This is a genomic window from Streptomyces sp. NPDC090083, assembly GCF_044747445.1.
Lineage (GTDB): Bacteria > Actinomycetota > Actinomycetes > Streptomycetales > Streptomycetaceae > Streptomyces.
In genome coordinates this window covers 173,757-189,915 of record NZ_JBIVED010000009.1, presented here as the reverse complement: position 1 = coordinate 189,915, position 16,159 = coordinate 173,757, and the positions used below count along the sequence as shown (strand labels likewise).

17 protein-coding genes are annotated in these 16,159 nt (G+C 70.3%); 8 read left to right on the top strand and 9 right to left on the bottom strand.

All coding sequences use genetic code 11. The features are described from left to right. Window positions 1-203: 203 nt before the first annotated feature. Window positions 204-1,382, bottom strand: coding sequence for an acyl-CoA dehydrogenase family protein (locus tag ACIPTO_RS29510; RefSeq protein WP_401197097.1), 1,179 nt, complete (start codon window positions 1,380-1,382; stop codon window positions 204-206). A gap of 110 nt (window positions 1,383-1,492) precedes the next feature. Beyond that, window positions 1,493-1,858, bottom strand: a complete 366-nt coding sequence (locus tag ACIPTO_RS29505) for a ferredoxin (RefSeq protein ID WP_366325671.1) — start codon at window positions 1,856-1,858, stop codon at window positions 1,493-1,495. A gap of 156 nt (window positions 1,859-2,014) precedes the next feature. Here ACIPTO_RS29505 and ppk2 point away from each other — a divergent pair, with 156 nt between their 5' ends. Together ppk2 and ACIPTO_RS29495 are read left to right on the top strand one after the other, a co-directional pair. Next, complete coding sequence (ppk2, locus tag ACIPTO_RS29500; RefSeq protein WP_366325522.1) at window positions 2,015-2,818, top strand: polyphosphate kinase 2; 804 nt, start codon at window positions 2,015-2,017, stop codon at window positions 2,816-2,818. Window positions 2,819-2,840: 22 nt separating this feature from the next. After that, window positions 2,841-4,580, top strand: a complete 1,740-nt coding sequence (locus tag ACIPTO_RS29495) for a SulP family inorganic anion transporter (protein WP_401197094.1) — start codon at window positions 2,841-2,843, stop codon at window positions 4,578-4,580. Window positions 4,581-4,590: 10 nt separating this feature from the next. Here ACIPTO_RS29495 and ACIPTO_RS29490 read toward each other — a convergent pair whose 3' ends face one another. Further along, window positions 4,591-5,238, bottom strand: a complete 648-nt coding sequence (locus ACIPTO_RS29490) for a DUF6518 family protein (protein WP_401197091.1) — start codon at window positions 5,236-5,238, stop codon at window positions 4,591-4,593. Between the two features lie 78 nt (window positions 5,239-5,316). Beyond that, the gene (locus tag ACIPTO_RS29485) at window positions 5,317-6,048 is read right to left on the bottom strand and encodes an MgtC/SapB family protein (protein WP_401197089.1); all 732 of its coding nucleotides are present in this window, start codon (window positions 6,046-6,048) and stop codon (window positions 5,317-5,319) included. A 154-nt stretch (window positions 6,049-6,202) separates the two neighbouring features. Here ACIPTO_RS29485 and ACIPTO_RS29480 point away from each other — a divergent pair, with 154 nt between their 5' ends. From ACIPTO_RS29480 to ACIPTO_RS29460, 5 genes are all read left to right on the top strand, one after another. Then, window positions 6,203-6,775: a dihydrofolate reductase family protein gene (locus ACIPTO_RS29480; protein ID WP_366325528.1), complete on the top strand. Its 573-nt coding sequence runs from the start codon at window positions 6,203-6,205 to the stop codon at window positions 6,773-6,775. A 132-nt stretch (window positions 6,776-6,907) separates the two neighbouring features. Next, complete coding sequence (locus ACIPTO_RS29475) at window positions 6,908-7,363, top strand: RpiB/LacA/LacB family sugar-phosphate isomerase (RefSeq protein WP_401197087.1); 456 nt, start codon at window positions 6,908-6,910, stop codon at window positions 7,361-7,363. 122 nt (window positions 7,364-7,485) lie between these two features. Next, entirely contained in the window at window positions 7,486-7,656 is a 171-nt protein-coding gene (locus ACIPTO_RS29470; protein WP_366325532.1) for a hydrophobic protein, read from the top strand. A gap of 148 nt (window positions 7,657-7,804) precedes the next feature. After that, complete coding sequence (locus ACIPTO_RS29465) at window positions 7,805-8,155, top strand: PRC-barrel domain containing protein (RefSeq protein WP_366325534.1); 351 nt, start codon at window positions 7,805-7,807, stop codon at window positions 8,153-8,155. A gap of 167 nt (window positions 8,156-8,322) precedes the next feature. Continuing rightward, the gene (locus ACIPTO_RS29460; protein WP_401197084.1) at window positions 8,323-9,252 is read left to right on the top strand and encodes an anti-sigma factor RsbA family regulatory protein; all 930 of its coding nucleotides are present in this window, start codon (window positions 8,323-8,325) and stop codon (window positions 9,250-9,252) included. A 4-nt stretch (window positions 9,253-9,256) separates the two neighbouring features. On the opposite strand, the gene ACIPTO_RS29455 is transcribed toward ACIPTO_RS29460, so the two are convergent. From ACIPTO_RS29455 to ACIPTO_RS29445, 3 genes are all read right to left on the bottom strand, one after another. Continuing rightward, the gene (locus ACIPTO_RS29455; RefSeq protein ID WP_401197081.1) at window positions 9,257-9,619 is read right to left on the bottom strand and encodes an STAS domain-containing protein; all 363 of its coding nucleotides are present in this window, start codon (window positions 9,617-9,619) and stop codon (window positions 9,257-9,259) included. Between the two features lie 254 nt (window positions 9,620-9,873). Then, complete coding sequence (locus tag ACIPTO_RS29450; RefSeq protein WP_366325540.1) at window positions 9,874-10,320, bottom strand: hypothetical protein; 447 nt, start codon at window positions 10,318-10,320, stop codon at window positions 9,874-9,876. Between the two features lie 52 nt (window positions 10,321-10,372). Beyond that, window positions 10,373-11,233, bottom strand: a complete 861-nt coding sequence (locus ACIPTO_RS29445; protein WP_366325675.1) for a SigB/SigF/SigG family RNA polymerase sigma factor — start codon at window positions 11,231-11,233, stop codon at window positions 10,373-10,375. 366 nt (window positions 11,234-11,599) lie between these two features. Between ACIPTO_RS29445 and dacB the strand changes: the two genes are divergently transcribed. Further along, on the top strand, window positions 11,600-12,925 hold the full coding sequence (gene dacB / locus ACIPTO_RS29440; RefSeq protein ID WP_401197078.1) for a D-alanyl-D-alanine carboxypeptidase/D-alanyl-D-alanine-endopeptidase: 1,326 nt from the start codon (window positions 11,600-11,602) through the stop codon (window positions 12,923-12,925). A 140-nt stretch (window positions 12,926-13,065) separates the two neighbouring features. On the opposite strand, the gene ACIPTO_RS29435 is transcribed toward dacB, so the two are convergent. Both ACIPTO_RS29435 and ACIPTO_RS29430 read right to left on the bottom strand, forming a co-directional pair. Further along, window positions 13,066-14,058, bottom strand: coding sequence for a L,D-transpeptidase (locus ACIPTO_RS29435; protein ID WP_366325544.1), 993 nt, complete (start codon window positions 14,056-14,058; stop codon window positions 13,066-13,068). 204 nt (window positions 14,059-14,262) lie between these two features. Then, window positions 14,263-15,717 (bottom strand): condensation domain-containing protein, encoded by a 1,455-nt coding sequence (locus ACIPTO_RS29430; RefSeq protein ID WP_401197075.1) that lies wholly within the window; start codon window positions 15,715-15,717, stop codon window positions 14,263-14,265. Window positions 15,718-16,159: the final 442 nt, after the last annotated feature.

Sequence of the window (16,159 nt, the reverse complement as noted above, 5' to 3'; positions counted from 1 at the left end):
CGTCCAGTATGGCGAGCGATCGTCCGACTTTGTACGGCCGCGGGCTCGTGCCGTCGCACTGCCCGGAGAATATGCCGTGGCGGGAGGCGCTCGGGCGCGTGGGTGGGACCACAGCGCAACGGGGTGCCCGTGGCGCGCGGTTGACGGGGGACGTCCGCGGGTGCGGAGCGTGCGGCGGGTGACCCCGGCCTGGGCGGCGGACGCTAGCGCCGGACCCTCGGCATCCCCAGCCCGATCCAGGAGATGATCTCCCGCTGGATCTCGTTGTTGCCGCCGCCGAAGGTGAAGATCACGGCGGAGCGGTAGCCGCGTTCCAGTTCGCCGTGCAGGACGGCGCCCGCCGAGCCCTCCTTCAGGGCGCCGGCGGCGGCGACGGTCTCCATGAGCCAGGCGTAGGCGTCGCGGCGGGCCTCGGAGCCGTAGACCTTGACGGCGGAGGCGTCCTGGGGGGTGAGGGTGCCTTCCTGGACGGCGTTCACCATCTGCCAGTTGAGGAGTTTCATCGCGTCGAGCCTCGCGTGGGTGCGGGCCAGGAGGCGGCGGACCCAGGGGAGGTCGACGACGCGGCGGCCGTCGGCGAGCTTGGTCTCCATGGCCCAGTGCTGGACGTCGTGCAGGGCGCGGATCGCCATGGTGCCGTGGGCGGCGAGGGTGACGCGCTCGTGGTTGAGCTGGTTGGTGATCAGGCGCCAGCCCTGGTTCTCCTCGCCGACGCGGCGGGTGACGGGGACGCGGATGTTCTCGTAGTAGCTGGCGGTGGTGTCGTGCGAGGCGAGGGTGTTGATCACCGTGCAGGTGTAGCCGGGGTCGGAGGTCGGGACGAGGAGCATGGTGATGCCCTTGTGCGGCGGGGCCTCGGGGTCGGTGCGGACGGCGAGCCAGACCCAGTCGGCGGTGTCGCCGTTGGTGGTCCAGATCTTCTGGCCGGTGACGACGTACGCGTCGCCGTCCCGTACGGCACGTGTCTTCAGGGCGGCCAGGTCGGTCCCGGCCTCGGGTTCGCTGTAGCCGATCGCGAAGTCGATCTCGCCCGAGAGGATCTTCGGGAGGAAGTACGCCTTCTGCTCGTCGGTGCCGAACCGCATGATCGTCGGGCCGACGGTGTTGAGGGCCATCAGCGGCAGCGGTACGCCCGCCTGCGCGGCCTCGTCGAAGAAGATGAACTGTTCCATCGGCGTCAGCCCGCGCCCGCCGAACTCCTCGGGCCAGCCGACCCCGAGCCAGCCGTCCGCGCCGAGCCGCCGGATCGTCTCGCGGTAGAAGCGCTTCTGGGCGGCCGGGTCGGCGTAGCGCGAGTAGGCGTGGTCGGGCACCAACTCGGCGAAGTAGGCGCGCAGTTCGGTGCGCAGCCGCTGCTGCTCGGGCGTGTAGTCGAGATGCACGGCGCCTCCAGGCTCCCCAAGGCCGGTCCTGACGGCGCACACCGTAGAACGTGTTCCAGAAATAGGGAATGGCGAGGCGGCAATGCCCCTCAAGAGGGCGCGGGGCGCCGTCAGTTCAGTGTCGCCAGGAACTCCGTGCACGCCTGTGCGCAGTCCCGGCAGGCCTGGGCGTCCGCCTCGGCGCCGGGCCGGGCGTCGAGGACCTGTGCGCACTCCAGGCAGACGAGCAGGCACCACTTGGTCTGCAGGCGCAGGGCGGGCTCCTCCTGGAGGTTCTGCTCGGCGAGCATCCGGCAGGTCGCGTCGCACACCTCGGCGCACAGCATCGCCTTGTGCCGTACGAGTGACTCGTGGTCGGTGGCGTCCGGATCCGTGCGGCTGACGCGCAGCACAAGGGCCCGCGAACAGTCGGTGCAGGCCTGTGCGCAGGCGAAGCGGTCCTCCAGGAAACGGACGAGTTCCTGTTGTGTGGTCATCGCTGTCACAGAGTCCGGGTTGCCGTTGCCGCCCGCCACAAACCCGGCGGAGCGGGCACCCGGCGTGCGCGCTCCGCCGCCGGTCAGTACGGTGGCGTCCAGGTGTTCGACCTTGGACACGGGAAACAGCGCACGTCATCGAGGGGTTGAGGCGGCATGGCCGACAAGAAGGCGAAAAAGCTGCCGCGTGCGAAGTACGAGACCGAACTGCTGCGCCTGCAGACGGAGTTGGTCAAGCTACAGGAGTGGGTGCGGGCCGAGGGCACCCGGCTGGTGATCGTCTTCGAGGGCCGGGACGCGGCGGGCAAGGGCGGCACCATCAAGCGGGTCGCCGAGCATCTCAACCCCCGGGTGGCACGCATCGCCGCACTGCCGAAGCCGACCGACCGCCAGCGCACCCAGTGGTACTTCCAGCGCTACGTCGAGCATCTGCCGGCCGCGGGCGAGATCGTCCTGTTCGACCGCTCCTGGTACAACCGGGCCGGTGTCGAGCGCGTGATGGGCTTCTGCACCGAGAAGGAGTACCAGCTGTTCCTGCGCCAGTGCCCGATCTTCGAGCGGATGCTGGTGGAGGACGGGATCGTGCTGCGCAAGTACTGGTTCTCGGTGAGCGACTCGGTGCAGCAGGACCGGTTCCGGCGGCGGCTGGAGGATCCGCTGCGGCGCTGGAAGCTGTCGCCGATGGACCTGGAGTCCATCACCCACTGGGAGGCGTACTCGCGGGCGAAGGACGAGATGCTGGTGCACACCGACGTCTCCGAGGCCCCCTGGGCCGTCGTCGAGAGCGACGACAAGCGCCGGGCCCGGCTGAACATGATCGCCCACCTCCTCGGCTCCCTCCCCTACCACGAGGTGGCGCCCCCGGTCCTCGAACTCCCGGCCCGCCCGCCGTCCACCGGTTACGTACGACCGCCGCGCGATCTGCAGACCTACGTCCCCGACCACGCGGCGAGCCTCTGAGGCGGCCGGGCCGAGGAACACCGTGTCCCCCGGCGGGCGCGCCCTGCAGTGGCGGCGCCTGACGCCCGGCATCGCGTCCCTGGCCGGCTACCGGCGCGCCTGGCTGCGCGGCGATCTGCTGGCCGGGGTCACGGTCGCCGCGTACCTCGTGCCGCAGGTCATGGCGTACGCCGGGGTGGCGGGCCTTCCGCCGGTCGCCGGGCTGTGGGGGATCCTGCCCGCGCTCGCCCTGTACGCCGTACTGGGCTCGTCCCGGCTCCTCTCGGTCGGCCCCGAGTCGACGACCGCGCTGATGACGGCGACGGTGGTGGGCCCGCTCGCCGCCGGTGACCCGGACCGCTACGCCACGCTGGCCGCCGCCCTCGCGGTGACGGTCGGCCTCCTCTGCCTCGCCGCATGGGCGGTACGGCTCGGCTTCGTCGCCGACCTCCTCTCCCGCCCGGTCCTGATCGGCTACCTGGCGGGAGTGGCCCTGATCATGATCGTGGACCAACTCCCCAAGCTCACCGGGGTGTCCACGACCGGCTCGGAGTTCTTCCCCCAACTCTGGTCCTTCCTGCGGCACTTGCCCCAACTCCACGTGCCCACCGTGCTGTTCGCCGCCGTCACGCTCGCGTTCCTGTTCACGGTGGCGCGGCTGTCCCGGATGGTGCCGGGACCGCTGCTCGCCCTGGTGCTCGGCACAGCTGCCGTGGCCGTCCTCGACCTGGACGACCGCTACGGCATCAAGGTGATCGGCCACGTCCCGGCGGGACTTCCCACGTTCGGCCTGCCCGACCTCACCCGACTCCCCCACCTGGTCCTGCCCGCACTCGGGGTCCTGCTCGTCGCCTACACCGACTTCATCCTCACCGCACGGGCCTTCACCGGCGGCGACGAGGACGACGAGGCCCCCGGCCTCGACGCCGACCAGGAGTTCCTGGCCCTGGGCGCGGCCAACCTCGGCGCCGGGGCGCTCCACGGCTTCCCGGTGAGCAGCAGCGCCAGCCGTACCGCGCTGGCCGCCTCGGCGGGCGCCCGCAGCCAGGCGTACTCACTGATCGCGGGAGCGGTCGTCCTGGCGGTCCTGCTGTTCCTGAGCCCCCTGCTGTCCCGCACGCCCTCGGCGGTCCTCGGCGCCCTCGTCGTCTACGCGGCCGTCCGCATGATCGACCTCACCGGCTTCCACCGCCTGGCCGCCTTCCGCCGCCGCGAACTCCTGCTCGCCCTGGGCTGCCTGACCGGAGTCCTGGCCCTCGACATCCTCTACGGCGTGATCGTCGCCGTGGGCCTGTCGGTGGCCGAACTCCTCACCCGGGTGGCCCGTCCGCACGACGCCGTCGAGGGCCTGGTCCCGGGCCTGGCGGGCATGCACGACGTCGACGACTATCCGCAGGCCCGCACGGTCCCCGGGCTGCTCGTCTACCGCTACGACTCACCGCTGTTCTTCGCCAACGCGGAGGACTTCCGCCGCCGCGCCCTGGCCGCCGTAGCCCAACAGGCGGTCCCCGTGCGCTGGTTCGTGCTCAACGCCGAGGCCAATGTCGAGGTGGACATCACCGCCCTGGACGCGGTCGACGAACTCCGCCGCGAACTCGCCCGCCGGGGCGTCGTGTTCGCCCTCGCCCGGGTCAAACAGGACCTCCTGGCCGACCTGAGGACGTACGGCCTGGTGGACTCGGTCGGCACGGACCGCATCTTCCCGACCCTGCCGACGGCCGTGGCCGCGTACCGCGAGTGGAGCGGCGCGCACGATCAGGGGACGACGGGACCGGTGCCGTGAGTCCGCCGGTTCACACCGACCCGAGGAGGCCGTCGAGGATGCCCTTCTCCGCGGCGTGGAAGACGAGACCGCCCACGGGTGCGAGCACGGCGCACAGCCAGGCGCGCCGCACTCCGGCGCGCGCCAGGTAGCCGGTCAGGAACGCGACGAGCCCGGTGCCGATGGCCAGAAAGGCGACCGCCTCGGCCCAGTAGTGGAGCGTGAGGCCCAGCCAGAGCGCCTCCCCCAGGACGACCATCGCCACGACCGCCCCGGCCACCGGCCGCACGCGCTCAGGGCCGCGCCGCACGGTCCACCCGGCCCACGCCAGCAGCGGTCCGCCGGCCAGCCCGGCCACCGACCACACGGCGGCGGTGCCGAGCCCGCCGGCGCCGAAGGTGTCCCCGAGGGTCGACGCGGTGTAGTAGCCGACGCAGGTGGCGAGCATCATCAGCGCCCCGCCCCAGACGGCGACCGGCCGGGACCGGATCAGGGCGCCGGCCGCGGCGGTCCAGATGATCCAGGCGGACACCGAGTTGGTCGCCCGCTCCAGCAGCGGTGTCGTGCCGTGCAGGCTGTACGTCGCCCAGCCGAGGAGCAGCCCGAAGGCCGCGGTCGCGGTGAGGACGGCGAGGACGGTGACGGGAGTGTCCCGGGAGGACGCGGTCGCTGTTGCCATGACCCCGGACTATACACGCGACGTATACGCATCATGTATAGCTGTTGCTGAGACCGCCCGCTCCGCTCGGCGGACGCGCTATTCGTCGTCCGTGGCGGCCGTCAGCTCGACCTCGGTCACGCCCTCGTTCTGGAACAGGTCGGACGTCAACTGCCCCGCGTCGGCGGTCCCTTCGAGCCGCAGCAGGACCTGCGCGGCCGGATCGGCACGCTCGGGCAGGCGGTCGACCTTCACCTCCTGGATGCGGAAGCCCCGTCGCGTGCAGGTCTCCATCAGCTGGGGAAGCAGCGCCATGCCGGTGCGGTAGGTCAGCCGCACCTCGAAGGTCGCCGGGTCGACGCCGGGCATCATGTGCGCGAAGAGCAGGGGGTAGCCGCGTACGACGAGGAAGTGCACGGCGGTGGTGGCCAGCGCCAGGATCGGCAGTCCGCCGCCGCAGGCCATGCCGACCGCGCAGGTCAGCCAGATGGTGGCGGCGGTCGTCAGTCCGCGGACCGCGTCCCGGCGCACGAAGATCAGGCCTCCGCCGATGAAGCCGATGCCGGAGACGATCTGGGCCGCCACGCGCGAGGGGTCGAAGGAGACGTTGTCCAGGCCGAGGACGTTGCTGAAGCCGTGCTGGGAGACCTCCATCATCAGCGCGCTGGCGATCCCGACCAGGGTGTGCGTGCGCAGCCCGGCGCTCTTCTGCTGCGACGCGCGCTCCCAGCCGATGAGGGTCGACAGCAGCAGCGCCAGCCCCAGTTCGGACAGCTGGCGCAGCCCCTGCCCATTGCTCACGTCCCACATCGGGACCGCCAGTCCGGCCATGCGGGAACCCCCTTCCTGCCCCTGGTCACGGCATTGCCCCTACCCGGCTGACCGAGACCATGCCCGTCCGACAACTTCCTCCTCCTTGACAATTATTTTTGTCGGCTGGATCCTGGAGTGGCCCGCACACAGAGCACCCACCCGAGGACCCACGATGCGCACCCTGATCAGCACCGCCTTCCTCTCCCTCGACGGCGTCATGGAGGCCCCGGGCGGCGAGCCCGGCTACCGCAACGCCGGATGGACCTTCAAGGAGGTCGACTTCCTGCCGGAGGCCTACGAGATCAAGGGGCGCGAGCAGCTGGAGTCCACGGCGATCCTGATGGGCCGGACCAGCTACGAGGCGTTCAGCCCGGTCTGGCCGGGAATGGAGGATTTCGCCCACTACAACAGTCTGCCGAAGTACGTCGTCTCCAGCACCCTCACCGACGACGACCTCGTGGCGGACTGGGGCGAGACCACGATCCTGCGCTCCCTCGACGAGGTCGCCGCCCTCAAGGAGACCGAGGGCGGCCCGATCACCGTCCACGGCAGCGCGACCCTGAACCACGGCCTCGCGGACGCGGGCCTGGTCGACCGCTACCACCTGCTCGTCTACCCGCTGCTGCTCGGCGCCGGAAAGCGGCTGTTCCCCGCGACCGACCAGGACACGCGGAAGCTGAAGCTGGTCGAGCACGCGGTGTATGCCAACGGGTTGCAGCTGAACGTCCTCGACGTCGTCCGCTGAGCACGCGCCGGTCGTGACGGCACCGGTCGCCGTCAAGTCGTAGGAGTGCGGGTGTTCTTGGCTCGGCGAGGGTCGCTTGCTGTGCGGGGTGCGGGATGGCGTCGCGCTCATCGGCTGAGTAGCCTCCGGTGCATGCGGATCTCTGTTTCCTCGGACATGGACGAACCCGTGGCCCGGGCGCTCGTCCTGGAGTTGCGTGGCCGGGGTCACGAGGTGGTGGTGCACGGGGCGTTGCGGCCCGGGGACGACGCGCGGTGGGCGGTGTGTTCGGAGGTGGCGGCGCGTGAGGTCGCCGACGGGGCGTCGGACCAGGCGGTCGTGTGCTGCTGGACCGGGACGGGCGCGTCGATCGCCGCGAACAAGGTGCCGGGGGTGCGGGCGGCCCTGTGCGCGGACGCCGGTACGGCGGACGGTGCGCGCCGCTGGAACGACGCCAATGTGCTGGCGCTCAGCCTGAGGCTGACGTCCGAGCCGCTGCTCAAGGAGACCCTCGACGCCTGGTTCGCGGCGGAGCCCAGCACGGACGCCGAGGACCGGGAGAACGTGGCCCGCGTCGGACGGCTCGACCTCGACAGGCCCGCTCCGTAGGCGGATTCGCGCTGCGGAAAAGGACCGCGAGCAGGCCTTCTCCTCCCTCTCGCGTCGTGTCACCGACTCGGGCGCATGATTTATTTCCGGCCGGGCACTCGGACGCCTGGAGGTCGATAAACATGGTTCCCTTGATCCTGGTTCTTCTGTTGGCATTGCTTCTTTTCGGTGTCGGATTCGCCGTCAAGATTCTCTGGTGGGTCGCCATAGTCGTGCTCGTACTGTGGCTGGTGGGCTTTGTGGCGCGTTCGCCGGGCGCCGGTGGCCGTCGAGGACGCTGGTACCGCTGGTAGCGGACACGTCTCCGCGCTGAATTCCACGAATTCGCGGGAACTCCCGCAACCCGCGGAACTCGCGGAAGTCGTGGAACTCGCGAGCTGGCGGAATTAACGGAATTGGACGTTCCTCGATATTTTCCCCACCCTGAAGTGAGGTTGTGACATGACGGACGACATGTGGGCCTACCTGGCGGAGTCGGGTCACCAGGCCGGTACCGATCTGACCGGATACAAGGTCGAGGCGAGCGACGGTTCGATCGGCAAGGTCGACAAGCACTCCGAGGACGTCGGCGCGATGTACATCGTGGTCGACACCGGCGTGTGGATCTTCGGCAAACACGTGCTGCTGCCCGTCGGGACGATCGCGTCCATCGACGTCGCGGAGCGGACGATCTACATCGGCCGTACGAAGGAAGAGATCAAGAACGCTCCGGAGTTCGACAAGGACAAGCACGTCGGTGACTCCGTGTACCACAACGAGGTCGGCGGCTACTACGGGAACCCGCGCGTCTGACCGGCACCCGGACCATCGCGGGGTGGGGGTACCGACAATCTGTCGGTACCCCCACCCCGTTTCCGCCGTCCCCGTAGAATGCCGGTGCGGTGACCGCCGTCCGCCTTGTCATCGCACGTCGTGGACATGCTCGGCCGCGACCCGACAAGGATCGAGGTGGCGGTGCGATGAGTACGGCCACCGAGAGGCGACCGTTCGCGCATCCCGCCCTGTTCTACCGGGGCGAGGAGCAGTACACGGCCGGTACGGTCCCGTTCCTGCGGGACGGGCTGGCCACCGGGGAGGCCGTCGCGGTCGCCGTTCCCGGCCCGCACCTCGACCTGATCAGGGCCGGGCTCGGAGCGGGCGCCGACGCCGTGCGGTTCCTCGACATCACCGAGATCGGGCGCAACCCCGGCCGGCTCATCCCGGGCGTGCTGCGGGCCTTCGCCGACGCCCATGCCGACCGCCGGGTGCGGATCGTCGGGGAACCGGTGTGGCCCGGCCGCAGCGCCGTCGAGTACCCGGCGTGCGTACAGCACGAGGCGCTCGTCAACTCCGCGTTCGCGGACCGGGACGTGACGATCCTGTGCCCGTACGACGCCGACCGGCTGGCGCCCGAGGTGCTCGCCGACGCCCGCGCCACGCATCCGGTACTCATCGACGAGGGCGCTCAACTGCCCAGCGACGCCTACGATCCACAGGGTGCGCTCGCCCGCTGCAACGAGCCGCTCCCCCATCCCCCGGGCGCCGCCTCCATCGCGTTCGACGCGGGCGAACTCCCCAAGTCCCGTTATTTCGCGGTGCAGGAGGCCGAGCGGCTGGGGCTCGCGGGCGTACGGCTGCAGGATCTGACGCTGGCCGTCGCGGAACTGACCACCAACAGCGTGCTGCACGGCGGCGGTTGCGGGACCCTGCGGATCTGGGCAGAGGACGAGCGGATCGTCTGCGAGGTGCACGACCGGGGCCGGTTCATCGACGCGCTGGCCGGCCGGCGACCGGCGTCACGCGACCAACCCGGCGGACGCGGGCTGCTGTTGGTGCACCATGTCTCCGATCTCGTCCGCGTCCACACGGCTCCGGACGGCACCACCATCCGCTTCTACCTGGCCCGTTGACGCATCAGGGGTGTGCGGCCGGCGGTGTCCAGGCCGCCTCCGCCTCCTGGGCGGTGGGGTGGGTGGGGAAGACATGGTCGAGGCCGACCATGCGGAAGATGCGGCTGATGTACGCCGGGACCGCCGCCAGCCTGATCGTGGCCCCCTCGGCGACGGCGTGGTTGCGGGCCGCGAGCAGGGCGGTGATGCCGCTGGAGTCGCAGAAGGTGACACCGGCCAGATCGACGACGAGTTGCCGGCCGCCCTGGAGCGCCAGCCCGGGGAGCAGTTCGCGCACCTCGGCGGCGCTGTCGTAGTCGAGTTCCCCGGCGAGTTCGAGGACGGGACCCGCGGGTGTGGTCCGGGTACGGATGGCGAGTTGGGTCACGGCTGCTCTTCGGTGGTGGGTCGGGGAACGTTGCTGGCGGGTCACCGGGCCGAGCGCCGGCTCATGACGGATGACGGATGACGGACGGCGGACGGCGGACGGCGGACGGCGGACGGCGGACGGCGGACGGCGGACGGCGGACGGCGGACGGCAAGGATGTCGTCCGGGTAGCCGTGCTGGTCGTACCCGCAGCCGGGCGCCGACATCACGACCGGCCCGCGCCACCCGTCGCGCCCCCATGCCGATCCATCCGTTCAGTCCTGCTGCGGCTTGCCGAGGGACCAGCCGGTGACGTCCGTGAGCCGTCCGCGCCACAGCGGCATGACGACGCTGCCGCCGCCTCCGGTGACCGCGGTGGCCTCCCGCAGATGGATCCACTGGGGCAGGCGCTGTGGGACGGCCTTGCCCTGTCGGTCCTCGACGACCTCGTCGACCTGCTGCGGGAACCGCGCCAGCAGCTGCGCGCCGGAGCCCTCCATGCCGTGCAGGCTGCGCGCCCACTCGGTGGTCCACGCCTCGTGGGAGATCAGGTCGCCGTGGAGAACGAGTCCTCCGGCGGTGAGCGTGACGGGCAGGGCCGCCTGCGCGTCCTGGGCGATCAGCCGTACCAGCAGCTGGAGTTGGAGGTCGGGGACCGGCTCCGTCACGATCGGTGCGGCGGGCTGGTGCAGGGGATCGTGGTCGGTGCTCGTGGTGCTCATGCGGAGTGATCCTTTCGGGGCCGCGCGGGGTGGAGGCTGTCGGGCGTGGGGATCACGTGGGGAGCAGGCCGGTCTTCAGCTTGGCCAGGGTGCGGTTGAGGAGGCGCGAGATGTGCATCTGCGAGAGGTTCAGCTCGCGGCCGATCTCCGCCTGGGTCATCTCCCGGCCGAAGCGCATCTCCAGGATGGCGCGCTCCCGTTCGTCGAGCTGCTGGAGCAGCGGGGCGAGCGTGTGCAGGTCCTCGAAGAGCTCCATCGCCGGGTCGTCGTCGCCCATCGTGTCGGCGTACTTCGGCGCGCTGTCGGCCTCGTGGTCGCCGCTCGGGGTGTCGATGGAGCCGGCGACATAGCCGTTCGCGGCGACCAGGCCCTCGATGACCTCGTCCTCGGACAGCTCCAGCCGGGCGGCGAGCTCCTTCACCGTGGGGGCGCGGCCCAGCTCGGTGGCGAGGATCTCCTTGCTCTTCGCGAGGTCGACCCGGAGTTCCTGGAGGCGGCGCGGGACGTGCACGGCCCAGGTGGTGTCGCGGAAGAACCGTTTGATCTCACCGAGGATGTAGGGGATCGCGAAGGAGGTGAACTCGACCTCGCGGGTCAGGTCGAACCGGTCGATGGCCTTGATCAGCCCGATCGTGCCGACCTGGATGACGTCCTCCATGTCACCGCTGCCCCGGTTGCGGAACCGGCGGGCCGCGAAGGCCACCAGGGACAGGTTCATCTCTATGAGCGTGTTCCGCGCGTAGTTGTGCTCGCGGGTGCCCTCCTCCAGTTCCTGGAGCCGTTCAAGGAAGAGCTTGGAGAGCGCGCGGGCGTCCTTGGGCGCGACCTTGGCGCCGTCCTTGATCCGCGGCAGGTCGTCGACGGGCTCCGGGGCTCCCGCGCGGACAGGAGCAGGTGCCGCGAGGGCGTTCACGGAGGTAGCCACGGTGCCGCCTTAGCTGGAGAACAGGACGAACCTCGCGTGCCCCTGTACGGCCCATGCATGTCTGCCTCGCACCTCACAATTCCGCAGCGGCCCCGAAACTCTTCCCGCGAGCCACCCCCGTCACGCGAACACCTCCTGGTTTCAGCCCATTTCACATGATCCACGGCGCCGTGCACCGAGAGCCGACGCTGGCGCACGTCCCGAACTCCCGCCTGTCCCCCGCGGGCACTTCGATGCGCGCCAAGGGCACGGCATGGCTGATCGCCCGGCGGCGGAACCCGCGAGACTGTTAGTTTCCTTTGCGTGATCCACTGGCTCTCATCCCCCACCCACATATCCCGCGGCGAGGCCTCCATGCCCAACTCCCCTTCCACAGACGGCACCAGCGGACGCCACCGCAGGAGGAGACCCCTCAGTCCGGCGCTCCGCCGCGCCGCCGTCGTCGTCGTGGCCGCACCCGTCGCCGGCACGATCCTGTTCGGCGGCTCCGCCTTCGCCGCCGGGCAGACCGCAGGCACCGCGACGCTCGACCCGGCGGAGCAGACGATCGCCGACAAACTAGACGCCCGAGTTCAGGACACCCGTCTGGGCAGCACGTTCAGCGGTGTCGTCATCGACTCCACGGAGAAGACGCCGATCTGGGGCCATGCCGCAACCACGGCACTGATGCCCGCGTCCAACACCAAACTCGGCACGTCCACGGCCGCGTTGACGATCCTCGGCCCCGATCACCGCTTCACCACGAAGGCCGTCTACGACGACGGCACCCTCCTCCTGGTCGGTGGCGGGGACCGCACGCTGACGACCGCCGACCTCACCGCGATGGCGGCAACTGCCGTGGCGGGCCTGAAGGACGCGGGCCTGACGTCGGTGAAGGTGGCGGTCGACGACAGCCTCTTCCCCGCGCCCACGCTCGCCACCGGCTGGAACGACGGCTACTACCCGGACTCCGTGGCGCCGGTACGGGCACTGGTGGTCGACGGCCGCCATGTCACGGACACGTCGCTGGACGCGGGTCAGATCTTCGCGAAGCTCGTCGCCAAGCAGGGCATGACGGTCACCGGGACTGTCGCGCACGCCACCGCGGGCACCGAGTCCGTCCCCATGGCGCGGCACGACTCGGCGGCGCTGTCGGCCGTCGTGGAGCACATGCTCAAGGTGAGTGACAACGACATCGCCGAGACCCTGCTCCGGATGACCGCGCTCGGCGCCGGCCGTCCGGCCACCTTCGAGGACGGTACGGCGGTCGTCCGTCAGATCCTCGCGCAGTACGGCGTGTCGCTGACCGACTACGAGATCCACGACGGCAGCGGGCTGTCCCGCTCGAACCGGATCCCGGCACAGACGATCGCCGACATCCTGGACCTGGCCGACGACCCGGCCAACGCCCCGACCCTGAAGTACATCGTCGACGGGCTGCCCGTCTCGGGCGAGGCGGGTTCGACGCTGGGCCCGGAGTGGGGCCGCTTCGACACGGCGGACTCGAAGTGCGCCGTAGGAAAGGTCAGTGCCAAGACCGGCACGCTCACCGGCGCGATCGCACTGAGCGGTCTGACGAAGGCCGCGGACGGGCGCTGGAAGATCTTCTCGTTCATCGAGAACAACTCCACGGCGGCGCCGGACGCCACGAAGGACGCCCTCGACGGCCTCGCCGCCACGGTCAACGGCTGCTGGGCGTAGGGACAGTCACCCCGGCCCGTCTCACGGCGGTCCCGGAACGACTGTCCGAGGAATCCCTTCGGGTCTTCTTTGTACGGTGACCAGCGCACTCGGGGCCGCCCATGCAGCGAGGGGCGGCCCCGAGTCGTCGGCGCGGTGCGTCACAGCGCGGCGGTCGTCCCCTCGCCGGAGCCGCTGCCCGAGAGCCACTGGGACCAGTCGAGGTTGAAGTCGGCGTAGCCGTTGTCGGCCGGGGCCTTGCCGCGGGGCGAGCCGGTGATGGTGATGGGGTCGCCCTGCTTGACCTGGCCGTAGAACCACTTGGCGTCCGACAGCGACAGGTGGACGCAGCCGTGCGAGCCGCGGGCGCTGCCGGTGCCGGGGTTCGGGTCCCCGGTCGAGTAGTGCACGTAGGTGCCGGACTGGGTGAGGTGGATGTCCCAGGGCAGCGTCAGGTCGTAGTAGTTGGGGCTGCCCTTGTCGCAGCTGATGCCGACGCTGCAGGAGGTCATGTGGACCTTCTCCTGCTTGTCGATGACGGCCATCGTGCCGTCCCACGTCGGGTACTGGGCGCTGCCCGCGTTGATCGACAGGGTGCGCACGGCCTGGCCGTTCTTGGTCACCTTCATGGTGTGGCCGGTGACCGAGACGTCCGCGCGGACGTCGTCGCCGACCTTGAAGGTGTGGGTGTAGTCGTGCACGCCGTAGCGGCCGTTGCCGTTGCTGACGCCGGTCATGTCGGCGTCGATCTTCACGGTCGTGCCGGAGGGCCAGTACGTCTTCGGGCGCCAGTCGGCGCGCCGGTCGCCCATCCAGTGCCAGGCGCCGACCACCGACTGCGAGGCGCTGACCTTCATGTGCTTCTCGACGGTGGCACGCGCCTTCGCGGACACCGGGTTGGTGAAGATCACCGAGATCGGCATGGCCACGCCGACCGTGGTGCCGGCCTGCGGGGTGATCGTGTCCAGCAGCATCGGCGGGCCCGCGGGCTTCGTCGGCGACGGAGAGGCGCTCACGGTCGCCTTGCCCGACGCCTTCGCGTCGTCGCCGCTCGCCTTGTCGCTGCCACCCCCGCCCCCGCCGCAGGCGCTCGCGCCCACCAGCACCGCACCCGTGACGAGTGCGATCCCTATGCTGCCCTTGCGCCGTCCCACGACGTGCCCCGCTCTCTCTTGGTTCCCCGGCCCTGACGGGCCCGACTCACTGTCAGACAGAGACCGCGGGGGCGGCAGTTGCGTGCGGCGCGTAAAGCGTGTCTCAAGATTCGGTGGACACCGGGTGCCCCGGGCCCGCGAGCACTCCGCGTCCACCGGCCGCCACTCCCGGCCACGGCCCTCCGCCGTCTCTCCCCCTCGCTCCTACCTTGAATACGCGCGGGTATGCAGAATTTCCTCATCCCCGTGCCGCTGGACCGGGATCGTGCCGCCGCGTGAGATCTCCAGCAGGACGCGCCGCAGCCTCCTGCGGAGGTCGGTCATCGTGCGGCGGGACCGCGGGGTGTCGGCGTAGATCGAGTTGATGTGCAGGCCGGAGGTGTCCCGCTGGAACCAGGACGACGTCCCGTTGGAGCGTGACGCCCAGACGTGCGCCGTGGGCCGCCAGTCCTCGTGGTGCTCCGCGCCCGGGCACTTGCGCATGTCGACATAGGAGAAGAAGTTCACCGGGAACGGCCAGGTGCGCAGGGCGAACTCGGCCGGCGCGAGCAGTTCCCACACCCGGACGAACGGTACGTCAACGCTGCGCAGCATCTCCGCGAAACCGGCCCGCACGTTGGCCATCACCTCGGCGAAGTCCTCGTCCTCGGCCACGGAGAACTCGATGGGCAGGGTGTTCACGAACCAGCCCATCGAGTGCAGCCAGTCGCCCCGGCCGCGTTCGCTGACCGGCATCAGCCCGCGGTAGACACCGGGGCCACCGGCCTGCCGCAGCGCGATCGCCACGGCGGCCAGCACCCCCATGAACGCCTTCCCGTCCACGACACGGCAGCGGCTCTCCAACTCGGCGGTCTGCCGGGCGTCGAGGAGTGGGCCCGCCTCGTTGACCGTGGGATAGGTGCGGCCGGGCTCGATGCCGAGGTCGAGCGGGAACCGCGGGAAGAAGCCGCCGTTCCGTGCGATGAAGGACTTCCAGTGGTCCAGCCGGCCGTCCGACGCGCTGATGGACAGGTAGTGGTGGCGCTGTTCCTGCGCGAAGTCCAGATAGCTTCCGGCGGCCGGGAGCACGACAGCACGTCCGGCCGCGTAGGAGGTGTACGCGGTACGGACGTCGCTGACGACGTTCGGCATCGACATTCCGTCGCACACGATGTGGTCGAAGGCGAGATACACCGTCGAGACGTCGTCGCGGACCACGGCTCCCATCAGGAACAGCGGCCACGAGAGCGTGTCGATGCGCTCCTTGAAACTGTCCCCCAGGAACGTCCGGAGTTCTTCGGTGGATTCGAACTCCCCTACGTCGACCGCCGTCAGGCCGATGTCCTCGGGCCGCAGCGGTTCGCAGGCCAACTCCCCTGCCAGGCGCCGGAATTCGCACCGCAGCACCTCGTGCCGCCGTGCGAAGTGCAGCAGCGCGGACTCCAGTGCCCGCCGGTCGAGAGCGCCCGGCACCTCGAACGTGACGGCGAGCCAGGACGAGAACTCGTCGTCCTCGCGCCGGCCCTCCTCCGCGACGGTGAAGTGCTTGTCCTGGTTGAACGAGGCCTGCCTGAGCGGCCCTTCACCGCCCCCGCCACCCCGCTCCCCCGTCCGGCGAAGCCGCCACTCCACCAACCGCCCGGGCGCCAGGTCGAGCGCCTCCAGGGGAAACTGCCTCATCACGGCTCTCCCGCCACCTCAGTACGACTCTCCGGACGGGTAACGACCGCGAGTGCCAGGCGTGTCGCCCGCGCCGCGATGAGGCTCGGGGTGCGGTCGGGACCTGGTCGCCGTGGTCGGCGGGGGTGGTCGTGGTCCGCTGTCCGCCGGGCTCTCGCCGAGTGCCTGAGTGCCCGAGTGCGGTGGGAACGATGCTCCGGAAGCCGTAATTCCTTTCCCATTGCTCGGCTACGGCAATTCCGGAAGCCACTTATCCGTAGCCGCTCCGCCCCCGGATTGGTCCGGAAGAAAAATTCATCAGATCGGGCAGACGGCCAATCCGGCGGGCTTTCGGAATCGGATTCCCCACGTGACCGACGACGAGCAGTTCCCCCGGTCCGGAATGCGCACGGTGCGGTCATCGCACGGCGGTTCCGGTACCTCGGCGCGGGCAACTCGACGA